The sequence below is a fragment of the Luteibacter sp. SG786 genome, from assembly GCF_011759605.1.
Taxonomy (GTDB): Bacteria; Pseudomonadota; Gammaproteobacteria; order Xanthomonadales; family Rhodanobacteraceae; genus Luteibacter.
The window spans coordinates 1,261,741-1,279,819 of the sequence record NZ_JAAOYX010000001.1 but is presented as its reverse complement, the minus strand read 5'-3'; the positions used below and the strand labels follow the sequence as shown (position 1 = coordinate 1,279,819).

At 64.7% G+C, this 18,079-nt stretch carries 13 protein-coding genes; 2 read left to right on the top strand and 11 right to left on the bottom strand.

The features are described from left to right. Positions 1-41 precede the first annotated feature (41 nt). The 3 genes from FHS47_RS05830 to FHS47_RS05820 all read right to left on the bottom strand — a co-directional run bounded on the left by FHS47_RS05830 (position 42) and on the right by FHS47_RS05820 (position 2,128). On the bottom strand, positions 42-626 hold the full coding sequence (locus tag FHS47_RS05830; protein ID WP_167024209.1) for an urea carboxylase-associated family protein: 585 nt from the start codon (positions 624-626) through the stop codon (positions 42-44). Next, entirely contained in the window at positions 623-1,306 is a 684-nt protein-coding gene (gene gntA / locus FHS47_RS05825) for a guanitoxin biosynthesis heme-dependent pre-guanitoxin N-hydroxylase GntA (RefSeq protein ID WP_167024206.1), read from the bottom strand. Before gntA ends, FHS47_RS05830 begins: the two co-directional genes overlap by 4 nt. 153 nt (positions 1,307-1,459) lie before the next feature. Next, positions 1,460-2,128: an MOSC domain-containing protein gene (locus FHS47_RS05820; protein ID WP_167024203.1), complete on the bottom strand. Its 669-nt coding sequence runs from the start codon at positions 2,126-2,128 to the stop codon at positions 1,460-1,462. A 262-nt stretch (positions 2,129-2,390) separates the two neighbouring features. Here FHS47_RS05820 and FHS47_RS05815 point away from each other — a divergent pair, with 262 nt between their 5' ends. Next, positions 2,391-3,182: a CPBP family intramembrane glutamic endopeptidase gene (locus FHS47_RS05815; protein WP_167024200.1), complete on the top strand. Its 792-nt coding sequence runs from the start codon at positions 2,391-2,393 to the stop codon at positions 3,180-3,182. A gap of 134 nt (positions 3,183-3,316) precedes the next feature. Here FHS47_RS05815 and FHS47_RS05810 read toward each other — a convergent pair whose 3' ends face one another. Together FHS47_RS05810 and FHS47_RS05805 are read right to left on the bottom strand one after the other, a co-directional pair. After that, entirely contained in the window at positions 3,317-4,522 is a 1,206-nt protein-coding gene (locus tag FHS47_RS05810) for a glycoside hydrolase family 27 protein (RefSeq protein WP_208381809.1), read from the bottom strand. Positions 4,523-4,575: 53 nt separating this feature from the next. Next, entirely contained in the window at positions 4,576-7,449 is a 2,874-nt protein-coding gene (locus FHS47_RS05805) for a TonB-dependent receptor (protein ID WP_167024197.1), read from the bottom strand. A 286-nt stretch (positions 7,450-7,735) separates the two neighbouring features. Here FHS47_RS05805 and FHS47_RS05800 point away from each other — a divergent pair, with 286 nt between their 5' ends. Further along, positions 7,736-10,171, top strand: a complete 2,436-nt coding sequence (locus FHS47_RS05800; protein WP_208381808.1) for a glycoside hydrolase N-terminal domain-containing protein — start codon at positions 7,736-7,738, stop codon at positions 10,169-10,171. Between the two features lie 13 nt (positions 10,172-10,184). Here the strand turns inward: FHS47_RS05800 and hemN are convergent, their stop codons facing one another. Genes hemN through FHS47_RS05770 form a run of 6 tightly spaced genes read right to left on the bottom strand, consistent with a single transcriptional unit; the run spans position 10,185 to position 18,037 of the window. Continuing rightward, entirely contained in the window at positions 10,185-11,576 is a 1,392-nt protein-coding gene (gene hemN / locus FHS47_RS05795) for an oxygen-independent coproporphyrinogen III oxidase (RefSeq protein ID WP_167024195.1), read from the bottom strand. Between the two features lie 58 nt (positions 11,577-11,634). Further along, on the bottom strand, positions 11,635-13,353 hold the full coding sequence (gene cydC, locus FHS47_RS05790) for a thiol reductant ABC exporter subunit CydC (protein ID WP_167024192.1): 1,719 nt from the start codon (positions 13,351-13,353) through the stop codon (positions 11,635-11,637). After that, entirely contained in the window at positions 13,350-15,095 is a 1,746-nt protein-coding gene (gene cydD, locus FHS47_RS05785; protein ID WP_167024189.1) for a thiol reductant ABC exporter subunit CydD, read from the bottom strand. Before cydD ends, cydC begins: the two co-directional genes overlap by 4 nt. Beyond that, entirely contained in the window at positions 15,082-15,297 is a 216-nt protein-coding gene (locus FHS47_RS05780) for a hypothetical protein (protein WP_167024186.1), read from the bottom strand. The genes cydD and FHS47_RS05780 overlap by 14 nt, the downstream gene beginning before the upstream one ends. A gap of 14 nt (positions 15,298-15,311) precedes the next feature. Continuing rightward, positions 15,312-16,445, bottom strand: coding sequence for a cytochrome d ubiquinol oxidase subunit II (gene cydB / locus FHS47_RS05775; protein ID WP_167024183.1), 1,134 nt, complete (start codon positions 16,443-16,445; stop codon positions 15,312-15,314). 2 nt (positions 16,446-16,447) lie between these two features. Then, entirely contained in the window at positions 16,448-18,037 is a 1,590-nt protein-coding gene (locus FHS47_RS05770) for a cytochrome ubiquinol oxidase subunit I (RefSeq protein WP_167024180.1), read from the bottom strand. Positions 18,038-18,079: the final 42 nt, after the last annotated feature.

The window sequence follows — 18,079 nt, the reverse complement described above, 5'->3', positions numbered from 1 at the left end:
AGAACGATGCTGCATCGTCGCAGCGTTCATTCCATGATGCCCTACTCCACGCGGTACTGGATGGGCTTGAAGCGGAAATTGTTGGATTGACCGGCAGAACACGCGGTCAGGGCCACCACGAGATCCATCTGCGCCAGGAAGACGGTGCTGTCGCCCGCCTTGCTGAGTGGCGGCTCCACCGAGAGCTGGCCGTTCGTGCCGTTCACCTGCACGTTCATGAAGACATTGAAGGCCGTGGGGATGCGGTCCGGCGCGATGCCGAAAGGCTCGAGCGCGGCGGCCAGATTGCCGAAGCAGCCGCGATGGGGTTCCGTATGCCCATACAGCTTGGCGAACATTTCCTTCGAGCAGGGGGCGAGCAGGAAGTCGTGTCGCCCGACGTCGTCCCGCTCGATCGTCAACATTGGCGAACTGCGGTTGGAATACAGGATGTCGCCGGTAGAGAGGAGAAATTTGCTGGCGTAGTCGAGCGTTCGCCCGCTCGACAGCCATTCGTCGGTGTCTTCGGCGTTGAACGCGACAAGGTCGCTGACCTGCTGCCCTTCCGGATCGATGACGGTGAGGCGCTGGCCCGCCTTGAGCATAAACGCCGTGCCGCTTTGCGGAGGAATGGTGCGGGTGGTCATGCGGCCTTGTCCTTATGTGCGTTCGCTGCCTGGAACGGGCAATGCCATTCGCCCAGGATGTGCCGGCCGCTGTACTGGCGCGCCTCGGAAACGGAACCGTGCACGGCGAGCATGGGATTGGCCGAACCGTTCAAGGCGATATCCCGTTCGACGATGGCATTCTTCAGACGAGCATAGCGCTCCTCGCGGCGCAGGAATTCGAATTGCTCGTGCAGGTTAAACACCAGCGCAGGGTGGGCAAGCCGACGTGCACGGCGGGACGCACCCGGGTGCAGACCTACCACGTAGAAGGCCTTTCCACCCACGCTCATGCTGAAGGCCGGATCGTCCGGATCGGTGCTTACGGCCGGGTCCCACGAATAATGCCGCGCATCCGCTTCGTGAATGCCCTGCAGGCGAGCGAAGAGCAGTCGCTCGAACAGTTGCTCCGACATGGTCGTGGAATCCGCGTAATGCACCACCAGGCTGTCGAAGACATGCTCCGGCTTTTCGCGGTTGGCGAAGGCTGCGATACCCGCCGCAACCTTCGCGTCGTCGGCGGGGCAGCCCATGGCACCGGCGAACAGGTGGGTCACATGGCCTCGCTGCTGGGCCGTTTGCCCAGCGAAACAGGGAAACCAGGGACTGGCCATGTGTTCGTCAAACTCGCGCAGCAACTTCTTTTCTTTATCGGGGTTCATGTCGTCTCCTTTCGACGACACGTTGGCGCGATGGGTGTGAATCGCCCCGGCAAGCAAGTTGAAGGCCGAATTGACCTCCGTGAATGCCTGCTCAGAAAGGATTGGGCGCAGGTTCAGACTATGGGCCGTGCACGCCCATGTTTTGTATGCGCGTCAAGGCTCTTTCGAAGCCATGGTTTCTGTTCGTCGCCGAGCGAGCCGTCGCCAGCCGTCCGATAGCGTGGGCAGGCCAGCGAGCACGGCAAGCGAATCGATGTCGTGGCGATCCACATAAAGCGCACGCCATACCCGCTCGACAGTCCACTCCGGCGTCACGCGGTCGACGCGCTCCAAAACGGCGTCCGGCGGCACGTCGCCCTCCTCCAGCACGCGGTAATACCAGCCCGAGCGGCCGGACACCTGCACGCGCGACGCCATGTCGTCGACGCCGAAGCGGACATTGAGCTTCCAGCACGGCTGGCGGCCCTGGCTTACCTGCAGCGTGGCCCCGCCAAGCCGGAACACGTCGCCGACCGCCACCTGCCCTTCCGTCAATCCGAGCGTCGAGAGGTTTTCGCCGAAGGCACCCGGCTTCTCCAGCACCGGCACCGGCCCGATCTCGTCGCGCCACCCATCGTAGTGGTCGAACGGGTAGTGATGGATAGCCTGCTCCAGTCCGCCATGGTGCTTGAGGTCGGCCTGGCTGTCGGCGTCGAAGCCGATGCGCGTGGCCCGCACGGGACGATCCACGGGTGCCTTATGGATGGCGCTGGGCTTGCCGGAGTCGCCCAACGGGCGCACCGCACCGACGAGGATATGGCCAACGGGGAATGACGCGTTCATGCGCGGATTATCCCGCGAAAAAACTGTTTTTTGCTGGTGTTTATGTGGGAGCAACTGCCTCTTCGTAAGCCCTCCTCAAGCACAGACGTTTCGCCACATGCATGCGAGCGTTGTGTGGGAGCCGCTTCAGCGGCGATGGGGGCGTGCCGCAAGGTTGCCCGCTGCCGCGGGATCGCCGGCATAGCCGGCTCCCACAGGGGGTTTACGAAGGCCCAGTTCGGTAGACTCGAGCGACAGCCTACGCAGCCGGAGGGAGCGACGCATGGCACGACCACTGACCCATATCGCCGGGTATTTCGTGCTTGTCGCCGTCATGGCCTTTGGCGGCACCTTCATCGCGGCGCTGGTCGTGCCTGCAAGGCTCGGGCCCTCGGTGGCCTGGTTCGCGAAGTGTCTGATCGTGATGTGCCTGGTGGTGGCCTTGACCTGGGTCTACCTCCGGCGGGCCGGGCTGGGGTGGCGACGCTACGGCGTGGGCCGGCACGCGTGGCGATACGGATGGGCGGGCCTTGTGGCCGGCCTGGCTCTGGCCGCGGCCTGGTCGATACCGGTTTTCCTCGTCGTCCCATTCCACTGGGCCGCCAACGAGGCGTTCGGCTGGACCGCGTTCGCCCTGGGTACCGGGGCGAGTTTCGGCATGGGCATTGCCGAGGAGGTGGGATATCGCACCTACGGGATGGACCGCCTGCTCAACGTGTCCGGGCCGCTTGCGGCGCTGTTCGTACCCACCGCCGTCTTCGTCGGTGTGCACGTGGCCGGGGGCGTGCCATGGCTGGCCGGCCTTCTCGTGGTGGGATCGTCCAGCGTGATGTACGGCTGCCTCATGCTGGCGACCCGCAGCCTGCCTTTTGTGGCCGCATTTCACATCGCGAACAACCTGGGACAGGACGCACTGCTGCGCACGAGTTCCGGGTCGCTCTGGAAGCCCGTTTTCCACGCCGATGTCGCCACAGCGTCGCAACCCGCGATATGGCTCGGCATGATGGTGCTGAACCTGCTGGTGGCCGGCGCCGCATGGGTGGTCTGGCGTCGCACGGCCCGCCCCGACACGTAGGAGCGCGCCCTGCGCGCGACATGTTTTGTGGCCGCACCCGGGAGCTGGCGCGCCAGACCGGGGAACGGTGCGAGAAAACATGTCGTACCCGACGCGGGCATAAACGCGCAAGGCGCGCTCCTACAGCGGCGCAATCACTGACTTATGCGGTACATCACCGTGGCGTGCGGTTCCAGCGTGGTCTTGATCGAGCCGTCGCCCTTCGCATCGGTGTGGGCCCACAGGTCGCGCATGGTGTAGCTGCCGCCTGCCTTCAGGCCGATTTCCGCAGGGGTTACCGTCACGGCTTTCGCCTTGTCGCCTTCGTTGAACACGGCCACCGCGCGACCGCCGTCCTTCAGCGGCTTCACGATGACGTGGATGCCATCGGCATCCCTCACCTGCTTGCCCTGCACGCCCAGCGGATCCTGATCGATGGCGATTACGTCCTTGTTGAGCAGGATCTTCAGCGCGTCCGGCTTGATCGTGCGCAAGTCGGTACCGATAAGCAACGGCGCGGCCATGATGGACCAGAGGCTGAAGTGGCTGCGGTACTCGACATCGGTCATGCCGCCGTTGCCGACCTCGAGCATGTCAGGGTCGTTCCAGTGGCCAAGGCTCGCGTATTTGTCGAGAACCACGTTCTCCTTGAAGATCTTCAGCATCGACGCGTAGTTGTCGCTGATGTCGCCGGTGGTACGCCAGGAGCCCGCATCGACCGGGTCCTTGCCGGCCCAGAGCCACGGCTTGTTCTCGCCCCACTCGCACATGCTGAAGAAGATCTGCCGCCCGCTGTTGCGCAACGCCTCGGCCATGGCCGTGTAACGCTTCTTGGCGTCGATCTTCTGGTTGTTGCAGTTGTCGTACTTGAGGTAATCCACCTTCCACGACGCGAAGGTTTTCGCATCCTCTTTCTCGTGGCCAAGGCCACCCGGGAAGCCGCGATTCTCCTGCAGCGGCTCGCACGTGGAGGTACCGGCGCTGGAATACAGGCCGAATTTCAGGCCGCGCTCGTGGATATAGTCGGCGAGCGCCGCGATGCCGCTGGGGAAGCGCTTCGGGTTCGGCTGAAGGCGCCCGTCCTTGTCGCGCTGCCAGTTGGCCCAGCAATCGTCGATGTTCACGTACTGGTAGCCGGCGTCACGCAGGCCGAGGCTGATGAACTTGTCGGCGATGCCACGGATCATCGCTTCGTCGAACTCGGCACGGCAATGCGTGGAATTCCAGTTGTTGAAGCCCATCTGCGGCAGCGCCGCCGCTGGGGTTTCGGCCGCCTGTGCCGGCGCGGCGAGGACGCCTGCCACACACATCGCACCGCACAGTGCCGCACCTCGCAGGATGCTCGCCAGCGTATCGCTCATCGTTCGACCTCGCATCGTCGGGACAGAAAGACGTTTCTTGGCAGCTGCCGTCATCAGAACGTCCCCCGCAGGCCCACGGTATAGACCGTGCCGTCCGCTTCGGCGTAGAGGAAGCGGTTGCGGTACACGGAGTAGTCGTACAGGTGTTCGTGGGTCAGGTTGGTACCCGACACGAAGATCGACAAGTGCTTGTCCAGCGCGTAGCTGGCGCTCAGGTCCACCTGGCCGTAGTCGCTACGCGTGGCCGGCTGGGCACCCGCACCGTACGAGAGGCTTTCCAGATACTTGCCGCGCCAGTTGTACGCAACACGCACCTGCACCGGACCCTTCTCGTAGTAGACGCTGGCGTTGGCGGAATCGCCGATGCCCGGCACCGCGAACTTGCCCGACGCCGCAATGAGACCCGGACTCAGGTTCGTGCTGCTCTTCACCCGGGTGTAGTTCAACGCCACGCCCAGGCCGTCGAACGGGTCCGGCAGCAGGTTCTTGAACTGGTAGTTCACCGTGGCTTCCGCGCCATAGATGTTCGACGAGTTCAGGTTGATGGGCTGGGTCAGCGACCAGATGAACGGCTGGCCCGTGTTCTCGTTGGTGAGGAACGGCACCGGGGTGCTCACCAGGGTGCTGAAGTTGCTGACCTTCTTGTAGAACCCTTCCAGCGCGACATAGCTGGCGTCATCGATGTACCACTCCAGGCCCATGTCGTAATTGCGTGAGCTGTACGGCTGAAGCTGCGGATTACCCCGGGAAATGGTGAGCGAATTCGGGCGGGTGCCGAAGCTCGTGTTGTAGTACAGGTTGCTCAGCGCCGGCGGCGTCAGGGTCTTGGACCACGAGAACCGGTAGACCAGGTTATCCAGCAGGTTCCACTTGAAGTTCAGCGACGGCAGCCACTTGTGGTAACCGCCATCGGCGGACTGCGGCTCCAGCGGGCCGTAGGTCACCTGGCCATTGCTGGTGTCGTTCGGGTCGATGCGATAAGCGATCGGCGGCTGGTTGACTGCCGTGGACGTCGAGGCCACGTGCAGGTACCGCGCACCCACGTCGAGGGCCCAGGGCTTGTCCCACATCGTGCCTTCGAACACCGCCTTCGCGAAGACCGATTTTTCCTTCTCCGCGACGTTGTTGTAGCTACCCGGGTTCGGTATCGCGTCAAAGGTACCCCCGTTGGCCGCGAGGCCCGCCAGGAGCGCATCGCGCTTCTCGGGCGTCAGTTGGTTGTATGCCGCGGGCGACGCCAGCCAGCTCAGGTATGCGCGCGGATCGTACTGGATAAATTCCGAGGGCATACCCGGCGAGGAAACGCCGTGGATCTTCGGCGGCGCCTTATAGATGTACGCGCCGATGGCGTCCGCCGGCACGTCGACCGAGTAGCCGCAGTAGGCATTGCAGAGGATGCTGTTCGGCGTGCCCCAGCTTACCGACTTCACCCACTCTTTCGTGTACTGCACGCCGGCCACCAACCGCGAGAGCACCCCGTCGTTGAAGGCCTTGTCCAGCTTGATCTGGTAGTTGTCGATCTTGTTGGTCACGTTGTTGCCGGAACCGGCATTGCAACAGTGAGCCCTGAGCGTATTGGTATCGGTGGGCGACAGGATATTCGAGTAGCTGGGCGGCTGGCTGTCGCCACCATTGGTCCAGGTGGGATTGGTACCGAAGTTCTTCGCACCCACCACCAGGAAGTAGCCGTTGGGGCTCTCCTTGTTCCAGGCCTTCGAGCTGGACACGTCGAGACTCAGCTTGGTCGACTGGTCGATGTCGAAGCCGAGGTTCAGGCCGTTCTGGTAGCTCTTCTCGTAGCTGGGCGTATACGACATCACATAGTCGTTCGCCATGACGTTCGGACCCGAGCCATTGCGCACAAAGTTGAGCACCGTGCCGTTCGGGTCGGTCGTCAGCGACTGGATGTCGCCGGTGTTGCCGTACTCGCCGAAATAATGGATGAACGGGTCGACCTTGTAGCTCGAATACAACGTGTCGAACTGTACCGTCAGGCGGTCGATCGGCTTCCAGTCGATGGCGCCGCTGACACCCTTGCGGACGCGCGTCTCGTCCAGCACGTTGCTCGCCAGGGTTTCCGGCACCGCGACGTTCGTGTAGTTCGGATTGCTGAGGTTGGAAAGCTGCGAGATGTTCTGGTCGGCATACCAGGAGTTGGCCTGGGTATTGAGCTGGGTGTCCTTGCGCTTGTAATACCAGGCGGAGCCCATGAAGCCGAAGGTGTGATCCGAATTCGTCCAGCCGAACAGGCCCGAGGCCTTCGGCGTGGTCTTGCCTTTCCAGTCGCCGGTCAGGTTGCTGTTGACGCCCGCCGCGCTCCACGCGCCGTGGTAGCCGCTGAAGTCCAGCGGGCGCGCCGTCTGAATGTCCACTACGCCGCCGATGTCCACCTCGGTAATATCGGCCGACGATGTCTTGTTGACCTGCGCGACGCTGATGATTTCCGATGGGAGCACGTCGAAGTTGAAGGCACGCGAGCCGGAGGCGGTCGCCATGGGCCGGCCGTTGATCGTGACCGCCACGAATTCGGGGCCAAAGCCGCGCACGGCGATCTGGCTGGACTCGCCGCCACTGCGGTTCACCGACACGCCCGGCACGCGCTGGAGCGCGTCGGCTACGTTCGGATCGGGGAACTTGCCGGTCTCCTCGGCAGAGATGGAATCGACGACGTTGACGGAATCCTGCTTGATCGCCTGCGCGCGCTGGAGCGCCGCCAGCTGGCCCGTGACTGCCACCGCGCCGAGCTCCGTTACCTTCTTTTCGTCTTTATCGGTGGCGCCCGGCTTGGCCGGCGTGGCCCCTTTAGGCGGCGTGCTGGACTGTGTTCCCGAAGCCGGTGCATCCGGCGCCGTCTGCGCAACGCCCGGTGCCCCGTACCCCACCATCCACGCAACACCCATTGCCACAACCAATTTCTTCAGCTGCACGGCTTTCTCCCCAACGTTTTTGTGGAACACCCCATTGAGCACACACACGGCTTGCCGCACGAAGCTCACGAGTGCCGATCCCCAAGACGGCACCACAAAGCCTCGTTGTTCCCCGTCACCTCGACACCTTGACAGAGCGGTTTGCAGCGACCGCAATTTGTCCTACTTATTCATCGTTGCCTAGGTTTATCGCCGCCACAAGCTGCGGCGCAGCATGACAAGGGAACTCCGCCCCCTTTAGATTCATTTGTCCAACAAATGGGCGCAACGGGACTTCGAAACGCCAATGGCGAACGACGAAGATCGGCAGAACGTCTTGAACGAATCGCTCATGGGGCCGACAGATCGGCGCAGGTTCCTGCAGCTCACGGGGGCCCTCGTGACAGCGCTGCCATGGCTTGCCCTCCCCCGTTTTCTCGAAGGCAAACCCGTTCGGCGTCCTGCGAGCCTCATGCCCGCGGGGCCCGCGAGGCACACCCTCTGGTATGGCAGTGCTGCCCGGGAGTCGAACCTGCTGCGCGAAGGCCTGCCGGTGGGCAATGGCCGCATGGGCGCGCTGGTCGGCGGCGATCCGGCCGCCACCTGCCTGTACATCACCGACGCGTCGATGTGGCTCGGAAAGCGTGACGTGGTGCTCGGTACCGACGGCCAGTTCGACTATTCCACGGAGCATTTCGGAAGCCTGGTGATGCTGGCCAAGGTGTACCTTTCGGTGGAAGGACACGAAGCGGCGCACGTCTCCGACTACCGCCGCGAGTTGAATCTCGATCAGGGCTACATGCGCGTCTCCTATCGAAAGGACGGCGTTGCTTACACATGGAACATTTTCGCCAGCCACCCAGACGACGCGATCGCCATCCAGCTGTCGCAGGCGGGCGGCGGCGGCTTCAGCGGTTCGGTAAAACTGCAAGGTATGCACGGCGACACGGCACGGGCCGAAACGATGCACTGGGCCACCCCCGCAGCGGCTACCCGATTCGAAGGAGCGCTGGAGAACGGCCTGAAGTACGCGACGAACGTCATGGCCGTCGCCGGTTCCGGCAGCATCACGGCGGATGGACGAGGCCTCCGGTTCGCACACTGCGACTCGCTCACAGTGATCGTCTGCGGCGGCACCAATTACACGCCGGATGCAACCAAAGGCTACATGGATCCATCGGTCGCTCCCCTGGCCCTGGGGATCCGGAAATCCGAGGCTGCCGCCCGGGTATCCCCGGAAGTACTGCTGAACACCCACGTGGCGGACTACCGCGCGCTGTTCGACGCGATGCGCGTGGACTTCGGCACCTCGTCCAAGGCGCAGCGGGCCATGGACACGTGGGCACGCCTCCAAGCCCGCGCCGCGCCCGATTCGCCTGCCGACCCGGAGTTCGAGGCGACCTATCTGCAATGCGGCCGCTACCTGACGATCGCCGGTTCCCGCGACAGCCTGCCCACCGGGTTGCAAGGCCTGTGGCTCGACAGCAACGTGTTGCCGTGGATGGCCGACTATCACAGCGACATCAATATCCAGATGAACTACTGGCTGCCCGACCGCGCCGGGTTGCCCTCGTGCTTCGAGCCGTTCACCGACTACTGCCTCAGCCAGTTGGGCGATTGGACCGACGTCACCCTTAAGCACTTCAACGATCCGCGCAATGTGTTCCGTAACAGTTCGGGCAAGATCGCCGGCTGGACCATGGGCATCTCCACCAATATCTACGGCGCCGGCGGCTGGCGCTGGCACCCCGCCGGTAACGCGTGGCTGTGCAACAACCTGTGGCAGCACTACCAGTACAACCCGAGCAAGGCGTACCTGGCCCGCATCTATCCGCTCTTGAAGGGCGCAGCTGAGTTCTGGGAAAGCCGCCTGCTGACGATGAGCGTGAAAGACCCATCCACCGGCCAGATGCGCGACGTGCTTGTTGACGACGCCGACTGGTCCCCCGAGCAAGGCCCGCTCGACGTCAAAGGCATCACCTATGCGCAGGAACTGGTGTGGGACCTGTTCGAGAACTACCGACAGGCCAGCTCGCTACTTGGCAGGGATACCGGTTACGCCGCGAAGATCGGGGAACTGCAGGCGCGGCTCTACCTGCCCCAGGTCAGCAGCACCTCGGGCTGGCTGGAAGAATGGATGACGCCGGAGAACCTGGGTGAGAAGGAACATCGGCACCTGTCCCCGCTGGTGGGATTCTTCCCGGGCGACCGGATCAGGGTCGGCGACAGTCCGTCCGCGCTGATCGAAGGCGTCACCCGGCTGCTGGAAGCACGAGGCACCGGCGGGTACGGCTGGGCCTGCGCCTGGCGCGCGATGTGCTGGGCGCGGCTGGGGGATGCCGCGAAGGCCTACCGGCTCATCCTCACCAATCTGTCGCCGTCGAAGAACCGAAGCAACGGCACGGCGCAGAACCTTTTCGATATGTACCAGCTGGACGACGGCAACGACGCCTTCCAGATCGACGCGAACTTCGGCACGCCGACCGCCATGCTGGAAATGCTGATCATGTCGCGGCCCGGGCTGATCGTGCTGCTGCCGGCGCTGCCCGAAGCCTGGGCGGCATCGGGCAGCGTGACGGGCGTCGGCGCGCGCGGCGGCTTCCGGGTGGACATGGCCTGGAAGCGCGGCAAGGTCACCTCGGTGACGGTGCGGAGCGTGGGCGGCGAGCGGACGCGGGTGAAGGCCGGCACGTGGGAGAAGGAAATCTCCCTTCGACCGGGCGACGTCGCGACCGTGCTTTGAATGACACGCCCCGTCAGATCAACCGCGAACTGCTGCTCACGGCTGGCGCATACGCATCGAAGCTCATGGCGATATTCCGCAGCAGCAGGCGCCCCTTGGCGCTCACGTCGATGCGTTCGTCCGTCATCGACACCAGGCCGTCGTCCGCCAGCGTCCGCAGTTGCTCCAGCGCATCGTGGAAATAGCTGGCGAAGTGGATGCGATGGCGCTGCGCGAAGGTGTCCATGTCCAACGTGCCATGGCACATCAGCTCGCCGATGGCTTCGCGGCGCAGCTGATCGTCCTCGTTCAGGCGCAGCCCGCGTGCCACGGGCAAGAGGCCCTGTGTAACCGCCGACGTATAAGTCGGAAGATCCCGGTGATTCTGGCTGTAGGTATCGCCGATGCGGCTGATCGCGCTGGGGCCGAAGCCGATGATGTCGCAATCGCCACAGGTGGAATACCCCTGGAAGTTGCGCTGCAGGCTTCCCGCCCGCTGCGCGCGCACCAGGTCGTCGTCCGGCAGCGCGAAGTGATCCATGCCGATATAGACGTAACCAGCGTCGGTGAGCCGCTGCAAGGCCATGCCGAACAGGGCCAGACGCTGTGACGGCGACGGCAGCGCTTCGGCGTCGATCCGACGCTGCGCCTTGAACATCTTGGGCAGGTGCGCATAGCCGTAGACGGCCACGCGATCCGGCTTCAGTTCGATCACCTTGTCCAGCGTGCGGCTGAAGCCGTCCATGCTCTGGCGGGGCAGCCCATAGATCAGGTCCACGCTGATCGAGCGGTAACCGACACGCCGGGCGGTGTCGATCGCCACCCGTGTCTGCTCGACGGACTGTTGCCGGTTGACCGCCTCCTGCACCGCTGGGTCGAAATCCTGGATGCCGACGGACATGCGGTTGAAGCCCAGCCGCCCGAGACCGCGCACGTAGTCTTCGCTGGCGTGCCGCGGGTCGATCTCGATACCCCATTCGCGCTGCTCTAGCGGTGCCGGCGTGAAGTGCCGATGGATCGACGCATTCAACTGGCTCATCGCACCGAGGCTGAGGAAGTTCGGTGTGCCCCCACCCAGGTGCAGCTGGCGCACGACACGATCGGAATCGACCAATGCACCCAGCATGGCTATTTCATGATCGAGCAAACGCACGTATGCCTCGCCTCTGCTGGCGTCGCGCGTGATGACACGATTGCAGCCGCAGTAGAAGCAGGGGCTCTCGCAGAACGGCACGTGGATGTACAACGACAGCGGCGTGGGCACCGGGTCATGGTTGGACGCGGCAATCGCTTCACGCAGCTGGGTTTCGCCGAAGCCTTCGTGGAACTGGAGGGCGCTGGGGTAGCTCGTGTAACGCGGCCCCCGGCCGTCGTAGCGGGCGATCAGGTCGGCGTCGAACTCGGGCATGGTGTGTGGTCTGGGCATGGCGAGACTATCGCCTGCACGGTGCGTACGGTTCTTGATGCCGGTCAATTCGCGCGCATCATCCGGCGTCGCGCAGGTTGTCCGTCGTTTGCGCCGCAAATCCCTCCACGGCCCGCCGTGTCACGATACGCCCCTGCTCGATCACCGCCACTTCGTCCACCAGCGCCGCGATACCGCCGAGACGATGGGTGATCAGCAGCACGCTGCGGTCCTGTGTTTCCACAGCCAGCGCCTTGTACAGTGCGACGGTGGTAAGCGCATCGAGGCCTTCGCTGGGTTCGTCCAGCACCAACACCGGCGCATCGACCAGCAACGCCCGGGCGATCGCCAGCCGGCGCGCTTCGCCGCCGGACAGGTTCACGCCGTTCGCACCGACCCAGGTATCCAGGCCGTTCGGCAGCTCGCGCAGGAATTCGTCCAGTTGCGCGACGGCGAGGACCCGCCGCAACGTGGTGTCTTCCGCATTCGGCGCCGCGATGCGCAGGTTGTCGCGCAGGCTTGCATCGAACAGGTAAGGCGTCTGCTCGACGATGGCGAGTCGTTCCCGAACGTCGTCGGCACACAGTTGATCCAGGGCCATGCCGCCCAGCGTCACGCTGCCCTGATAGGGATACAGGCGCCCCAACAGCTGCGCGAGGCTGCTCTTGCCCGCGCCCGATGCACCGACGAGGGCCAGGTGCGTGCCGGCCGCCAGATCCAGGTTGAGCCCGCGCAGCGCCCATTCGCCATGCTGCGCATGGCGCATCCACACCTCGCGCAGATGCAGGTCGCTGGCTTGCGGCATGGGCGCCGGAGCCGCCGGATCGAGCACCGCCGGCGTGCGGTCGGCCAGCTCGAACACCCGCTGCGCAGCCGCCTTGATCGCCGCCAGCCGCGACCATGCCAGCGGCAATGGCAGCAGCGGTTCGAAGGCCGCCATGGCGAGCATCGCCAGCAACGCAAGCCCCGGACCGTCGAGATGGCGCTGTTGCATGGCGAGCACGCCGATCAGCAAGGCGAGGCTCAAGGCGATGCCGCTGCATGCCGCCAGCATGGCATCCGCGCGAGCGAGCCCACGTTGCGTACGCGCGCGCGCCGCTTCCCGCTGCGCGGTGAGTTCCTCCATCCGTGCATCGAACGCGTCTTCCGCGCCCCACATCGTCAGTTCCGCACGGCCCGCCAAAGCGTCGGCCCAGGCCGCGCGCAAGGCCTCGGCATCGCGGTCGATCTGCGCCGCGTCGTCCGCGTGGACGGCCTGCAAGCGCCACGGCAGCCAGGCGCCGGCAAACAGCAGCAACGGCAGCAAAAGCAATGCAAACCAGCCCGACCAGCAGGCGGCAACGATGAGCACGACCAGGGCGCTGCAAGCCGCCACGGCGCTGGGCAGCCACAGGCCCAGGTACGACTGTTCCAGCGTGTCGATATCGGCCCGCAGGCGCGACAGCAGTTGCGCGCCGCGCTGCTGCGCGAGCGCCGCCGGAGCCAACGGGATCAACCGGCCGAACAACCAGCCGCGCAGACGCGCAAGGATCGACAGTGTGGCATCGTGGCCACAGAGGCGTTCCGCGTAACGGCCACCTGTGCGCAGGATCGCGAACAGGCGCACCAAGGCCGCCGGGGTGTAGTAATTGATGGCCGCGGCACCCGCGCCCACCAGGGCCATGCTGGCGATGAAATGGCCGGACACCGCCATCAGGCCGATACCCGCCGTGCTCGCCAGCAGACTCAAACCGAGCGCGGCTAGCATGCGCCCACGCTGCGGTTGCATCAGTTCGTACAGACGACGCTGCCAGTTCATGCGCGCAGATCCTCTTGCAGCAGTGCGGCGAAGGCGGTGCCCGGCTGACGCAGCTGCGCCACCGTGCCCTGCTCCACGATCTTTCCTCCGACCAGCACGGCCACCGCTTCCTGTGGGCCCAGATCCCGCACGCGATGGGCCACCCGCAGCACGGTGCGGCCACGGGCGAACTGATCCAGTTGATGCTCGATCTGCGTGGCCGTGGCGGTGTCCAGATGCTGGGTAGGTTCGTCCCACAGCAACACCGGTGCATCGCGCAGGCACATACGGGCGATCGCCAGCCGTTGCAGCTCGCCGCCGGACAAGCCGAGGCCGCGCTCCCCCAGCGGCGTATCCAGGCCTAGCGGAAGTTTCGCCACCACCTGATCCAGCGATGCCATGCGCAATACGCGCGCGATGCTCACCTCGTCCGCGTCCGGACGGGCCAGCAGCAGGTTGTCGCGCAGGCTGCCGTTGAACACATGCGGGCGCTGCGGAAGCCAAGTGATCTGCGCGCGCCACGTCGACAAGCCGGCGGCCTGCAAGGCATGGCCGTCGATCTCTATATCCCCGCTTTCCAAGGGCAGCAGCCCCATCACCGCGGCGAGCAGACTGGATTTGCCGCCGCCGCTCGGGCCGACCAGGGTCAGACGACTCCCCGCCGGCACGGCCAGGTCGATACCGCGCAACACCTCCCCGCTCTCACCCTGGCTGGCATGCACGCCGCGCAGCACGAGGCCGGGAGCCGCCGTTTTCAGCGTGACGGCAGGCGTTGCAACCAAGGGCGCCGCAACCGGCACCGCCAGGATCTCGACCAGGCCCTCGGCGGCCGCCACGGCCTCCATCCGCGCATGCCGCTGGGTGCCCATGGCGCGCAACGGCAGGAAAAACTCCGGCGCAAGCAACAACGCGAACATGCCTTGCGCAAAACCCAGGTGGCCGGACATCAGTCGGAAGCCCACCATCACCGCCACGATGGCAATGCTGCACGTGGCAAAGAATTCCATGACCAGCGCAGAAAGGAAGGCCACCCGCAACACCGCCATGGTGTCCTTCCGATACGCTTCGCCAGCCGCCAGCACGCGCTCGTGTTCGCGCTCGGCGGCACGATAAAGCCGCAGGGTACTCAAGCCCGACACCGCATCCATGAAGCGTGCACCCAGCCGGCGCAGGCGCAGCCAGCGGCGTGTGCTGGCCTCGGCGGCGGCGCGTCCGGCCAGGATCAGGAACACCGGCAGCAACGGCGCGCACAGGAGCAGCACCAGCGCCGACCACGGCTCGCGCAAGCCTACCGCCAGCAGCACCACGGCCGGGATCAGACCGGCCAGTGCCGCCTGCGGAAGGTAACCAGCGTAATACGGGGCCAGCGTATCCACGCCATCGACCAGCCGGGTGACCAGATCGCCCGCGAACTGCCCCGCGGACCACCTCGGCCCCAGCTGACGCAGGCGCTCCCGCAAACCCCTCTGCACGTTTTGCGTTACCACCCGACCGGCGGCATCGCTGCAGGCGCGTTGCCGATAGAGCAGCGCGGCACGCAGCAAGACCAGCAAGACGACGCCCAAGATCGACCAGCGCAGGTCAGCCAGCCCCGCATGCGCGAAGATCGCCTGCGCCAGAACCTGCGCCACCAGCCACGCTATGGCGCACACAAGGACCGACTGCGCCGCGCCATACGAGATGGCGTTGCGCAGCAGCCTGCGGACTGGCTGCGCCTGTTGGCGCAGCCAGTCCGCGGCGGCACCTTGTTCAGTGCTTGCCATCTTTCCGCTCGAGGGCCAGTGCGGCGGCGCGTTCGTCCTGTGCGTCGAGCAAAGCACCGCCCACCGCGGCGATCAGCACGATCATCACGGTGCCGACCAGCCAGGCGAAGTACCACGCGCCACAGTCGCCAAGAATGATCGCCAGCACGATCGCCAGACCGGCGATCAACATGAAGATCGAGAACTGTATGAAGGTTTTCATCGTCAATTCCCCGCTTAGTAGGCGTGTTCGTCATTGGCGATCTGGTCGGGATCGACCTTGCCGCGCATCACGTAGAAGGCCCAGCTGGTGTACCAGACCACCAGCGGCACGAAGACCAGGGTGAAACCGAGCATCCAGGCCAGTGTCAGTTGGCTGGAACCGGAATTCCACAAGGTGAGGCTCTGCGACGGGTTGCTCACCGAGGGAAGCAGGAACGGGAACAGCGCACATCCCACCGTACCGATCACGCCGATCCAGGCCACCGCACCCATCCACCAGGCAAGCAGCGGACGCTCGCTGCTGGCGCTGAACAGGCTGCCCAGCATGCCGAGGAAGCCCGCCGCCGGCAGCAGCCACAGCACGTTGTGCGCATGGAAATTGCTGAGCCATGCACCGTCGGCACGCGTCACCACCTGTTGCAGCGGCGTCTGCGCCACGCCGGCACCCGGGAACTGGTTCAGCACATAGCCCTGCATGTGCGCCACCCAGAAGCCCCCGACGGCGAACAGCACGATCGCCAGCGACCACCCCAAGCGGGCCACCTTGCGGCTGCGCTCCGCGATGGCGCCTTGCGCACCGCCCATGACCGTGACACCGCCCATCGCGGCCGACATGCAGGCCGACAACACGCCGCACAGGATGGCGAACGGATTGAGCAAGGCAAGGAAACTGCCGGTGTAGAAGGACGTAAGCGTCCAGTCGAAGTGGAAAGGCACGCCCTGGAACAGATTACCGATGGCCGCGCCGAACACCACCATCGGCACGAAGCCGCTGACGAACAGCGCCCAGTCCCAGGCATTGCGCCACCCGGCCGACGGCATCTTGCTGCGGTATTCGAAGCCGACCGGGCGAATGATCATCGTCCACAGCAGCAACAGCATCACCACGTAGAAGCCGGAGAACGCGGTGGCGTAGATCAGCGGGAAGGCGGCAAAGATCGCGCCGCCTCCGAGGATGAACCACACCTGGTTACCGTCCCAGTGCGGGCCGATCACGTTCAGCGCCACGCGGCGCTCCAGATCGGTACGGCCGATGTAGCGCAGGATGGCCCCCACGCCCATGTCCATGCCGACCATCACGGCCAGGCCGATCAGCAGTACGCCGAGCAGCAGCCACCAGACCACTTGCAGGCTTGCGTAGATATCCATGATTAAGCCTCTGCCAAAGTCTTGCGGGAAGCGGGCAACGAAAGGTCGCCGCGGTCCAGCTCGGCATCGCCGTTGCCGTCGTCGGGGCCTTTGCGGATCGCGCGCACCATCAGGTACATCTCGATGACGATGAACACCGTGTAGACCGCCACGAAACCGATCAGCGAGAACACCATGTAGCCCACGCTATGCGTGGAAGCGGACATCCAGGTCGGCAACAGCCCGTACACCGTCCACGGCTGGCGACCGATCTCGGCAACCAGCCAGCCGGCCTCGCAGGCGAGGAACGGCGCCGGGATCATCCACACCGCGAACTTCAGGAAGGTGCGCTTGTACTGCACCGTGTTGCGCAGGGTGTAGATCAGGCCGAGGACGAAGAAGGCCAGCATGCCCAGACCCAGCAACACCATCACGCGGAACGACCAGAACATGGTGGCCACGTGCGGGATCGAGTCCTTGGCCGCCTGGGCGATCTGCTCGTCGGTGGCCGTGGTCACATCGTCCGCGTAGCGCTTCACCAGGAACCCGTAACCGAGGTCCTTCTGGTGGGTATTGAACTGGTTCATGGCCACCGGGTCGTTAGGATCGGCCGACAACATCTTCAGCGACGACACCGCCGGGATGCCGCCACGGATACGCTCCGCCGCGCGCTGTTCCAGCACGTCCACACCCGGCACCGTGCCCGTCAGCGAATGGGTGACCAGGATCGACAGCACATAGGGAACCTTGACCTCGCCGTAGTTGGTCTGATTTTCCTGCGACGGGAACGCCATCAGATTGAACGGCATGGGCGCGCTTTCGGTTTTCCACAGGCCTTCCATCGCGGCCAGCTTGGTCGGCTGCGCTTCGGCACCGACAAAGCCCAGTGCGTCGCCCAGCGTGATCACGCCGGCGGTGGACAGCACACCGAACAGCACCGACATGCGGAACGAGCGGCGCGCCAGCTCCATGTGCCGGTTCTTCAGCATGTACCAGGCGCTGACGCCGGCCACGAAGATCGCCGCGGTGACATAGCCGGCGATGGAGGTGTGCACGAACTTGGCCTGCGCATCGGAGCTGAAGATCAGCGCGGCGAAGTCGTTCAGTTCCATGCGCATGGTGGTGGGGTTGAAGTGGGCACCCACCGGGTCCTGCATGAAGGCGTTGGCCACCAGGATCCACAGGGCCGAGAGGTTAGAGCCCAGCGCCACCAGGTAGGTGACCGCCAGATGCTGGCCGGGCTTGAGCCGATGCCAGCCGAACACCATCAGGCCGACAAAGGTCGATTCGAGAAAGAACGCCATGAGGCCTTCGATGGCCAATGGCGCGCCGAAAATATCTCCGACGAAACTTGAGTAGAACGACCAGTTCGTACCGAACTGGAATTCCATGGTGAGGCCGGTGGCCACACCGAGAGCAAAGTTGATGAGGAACAGCTTCCCCCAGAACTGGGTGATCTGCCGGTAGATCACCTTGCCGGTGACCACATAGACGGTTTCCATCGCCGCCAGCATGAAGGTCATGCCGAGCGTGAGCGGTACAAAGAGGAAGTGATAAAGCGCCGTGGCCGCAAATTGAAGCCGCGACAGATCGACGACGGTGATGTCATGCATGGCGTGACGTCCCTAGGTGGAATGGCACGCGCCGGCATGCGG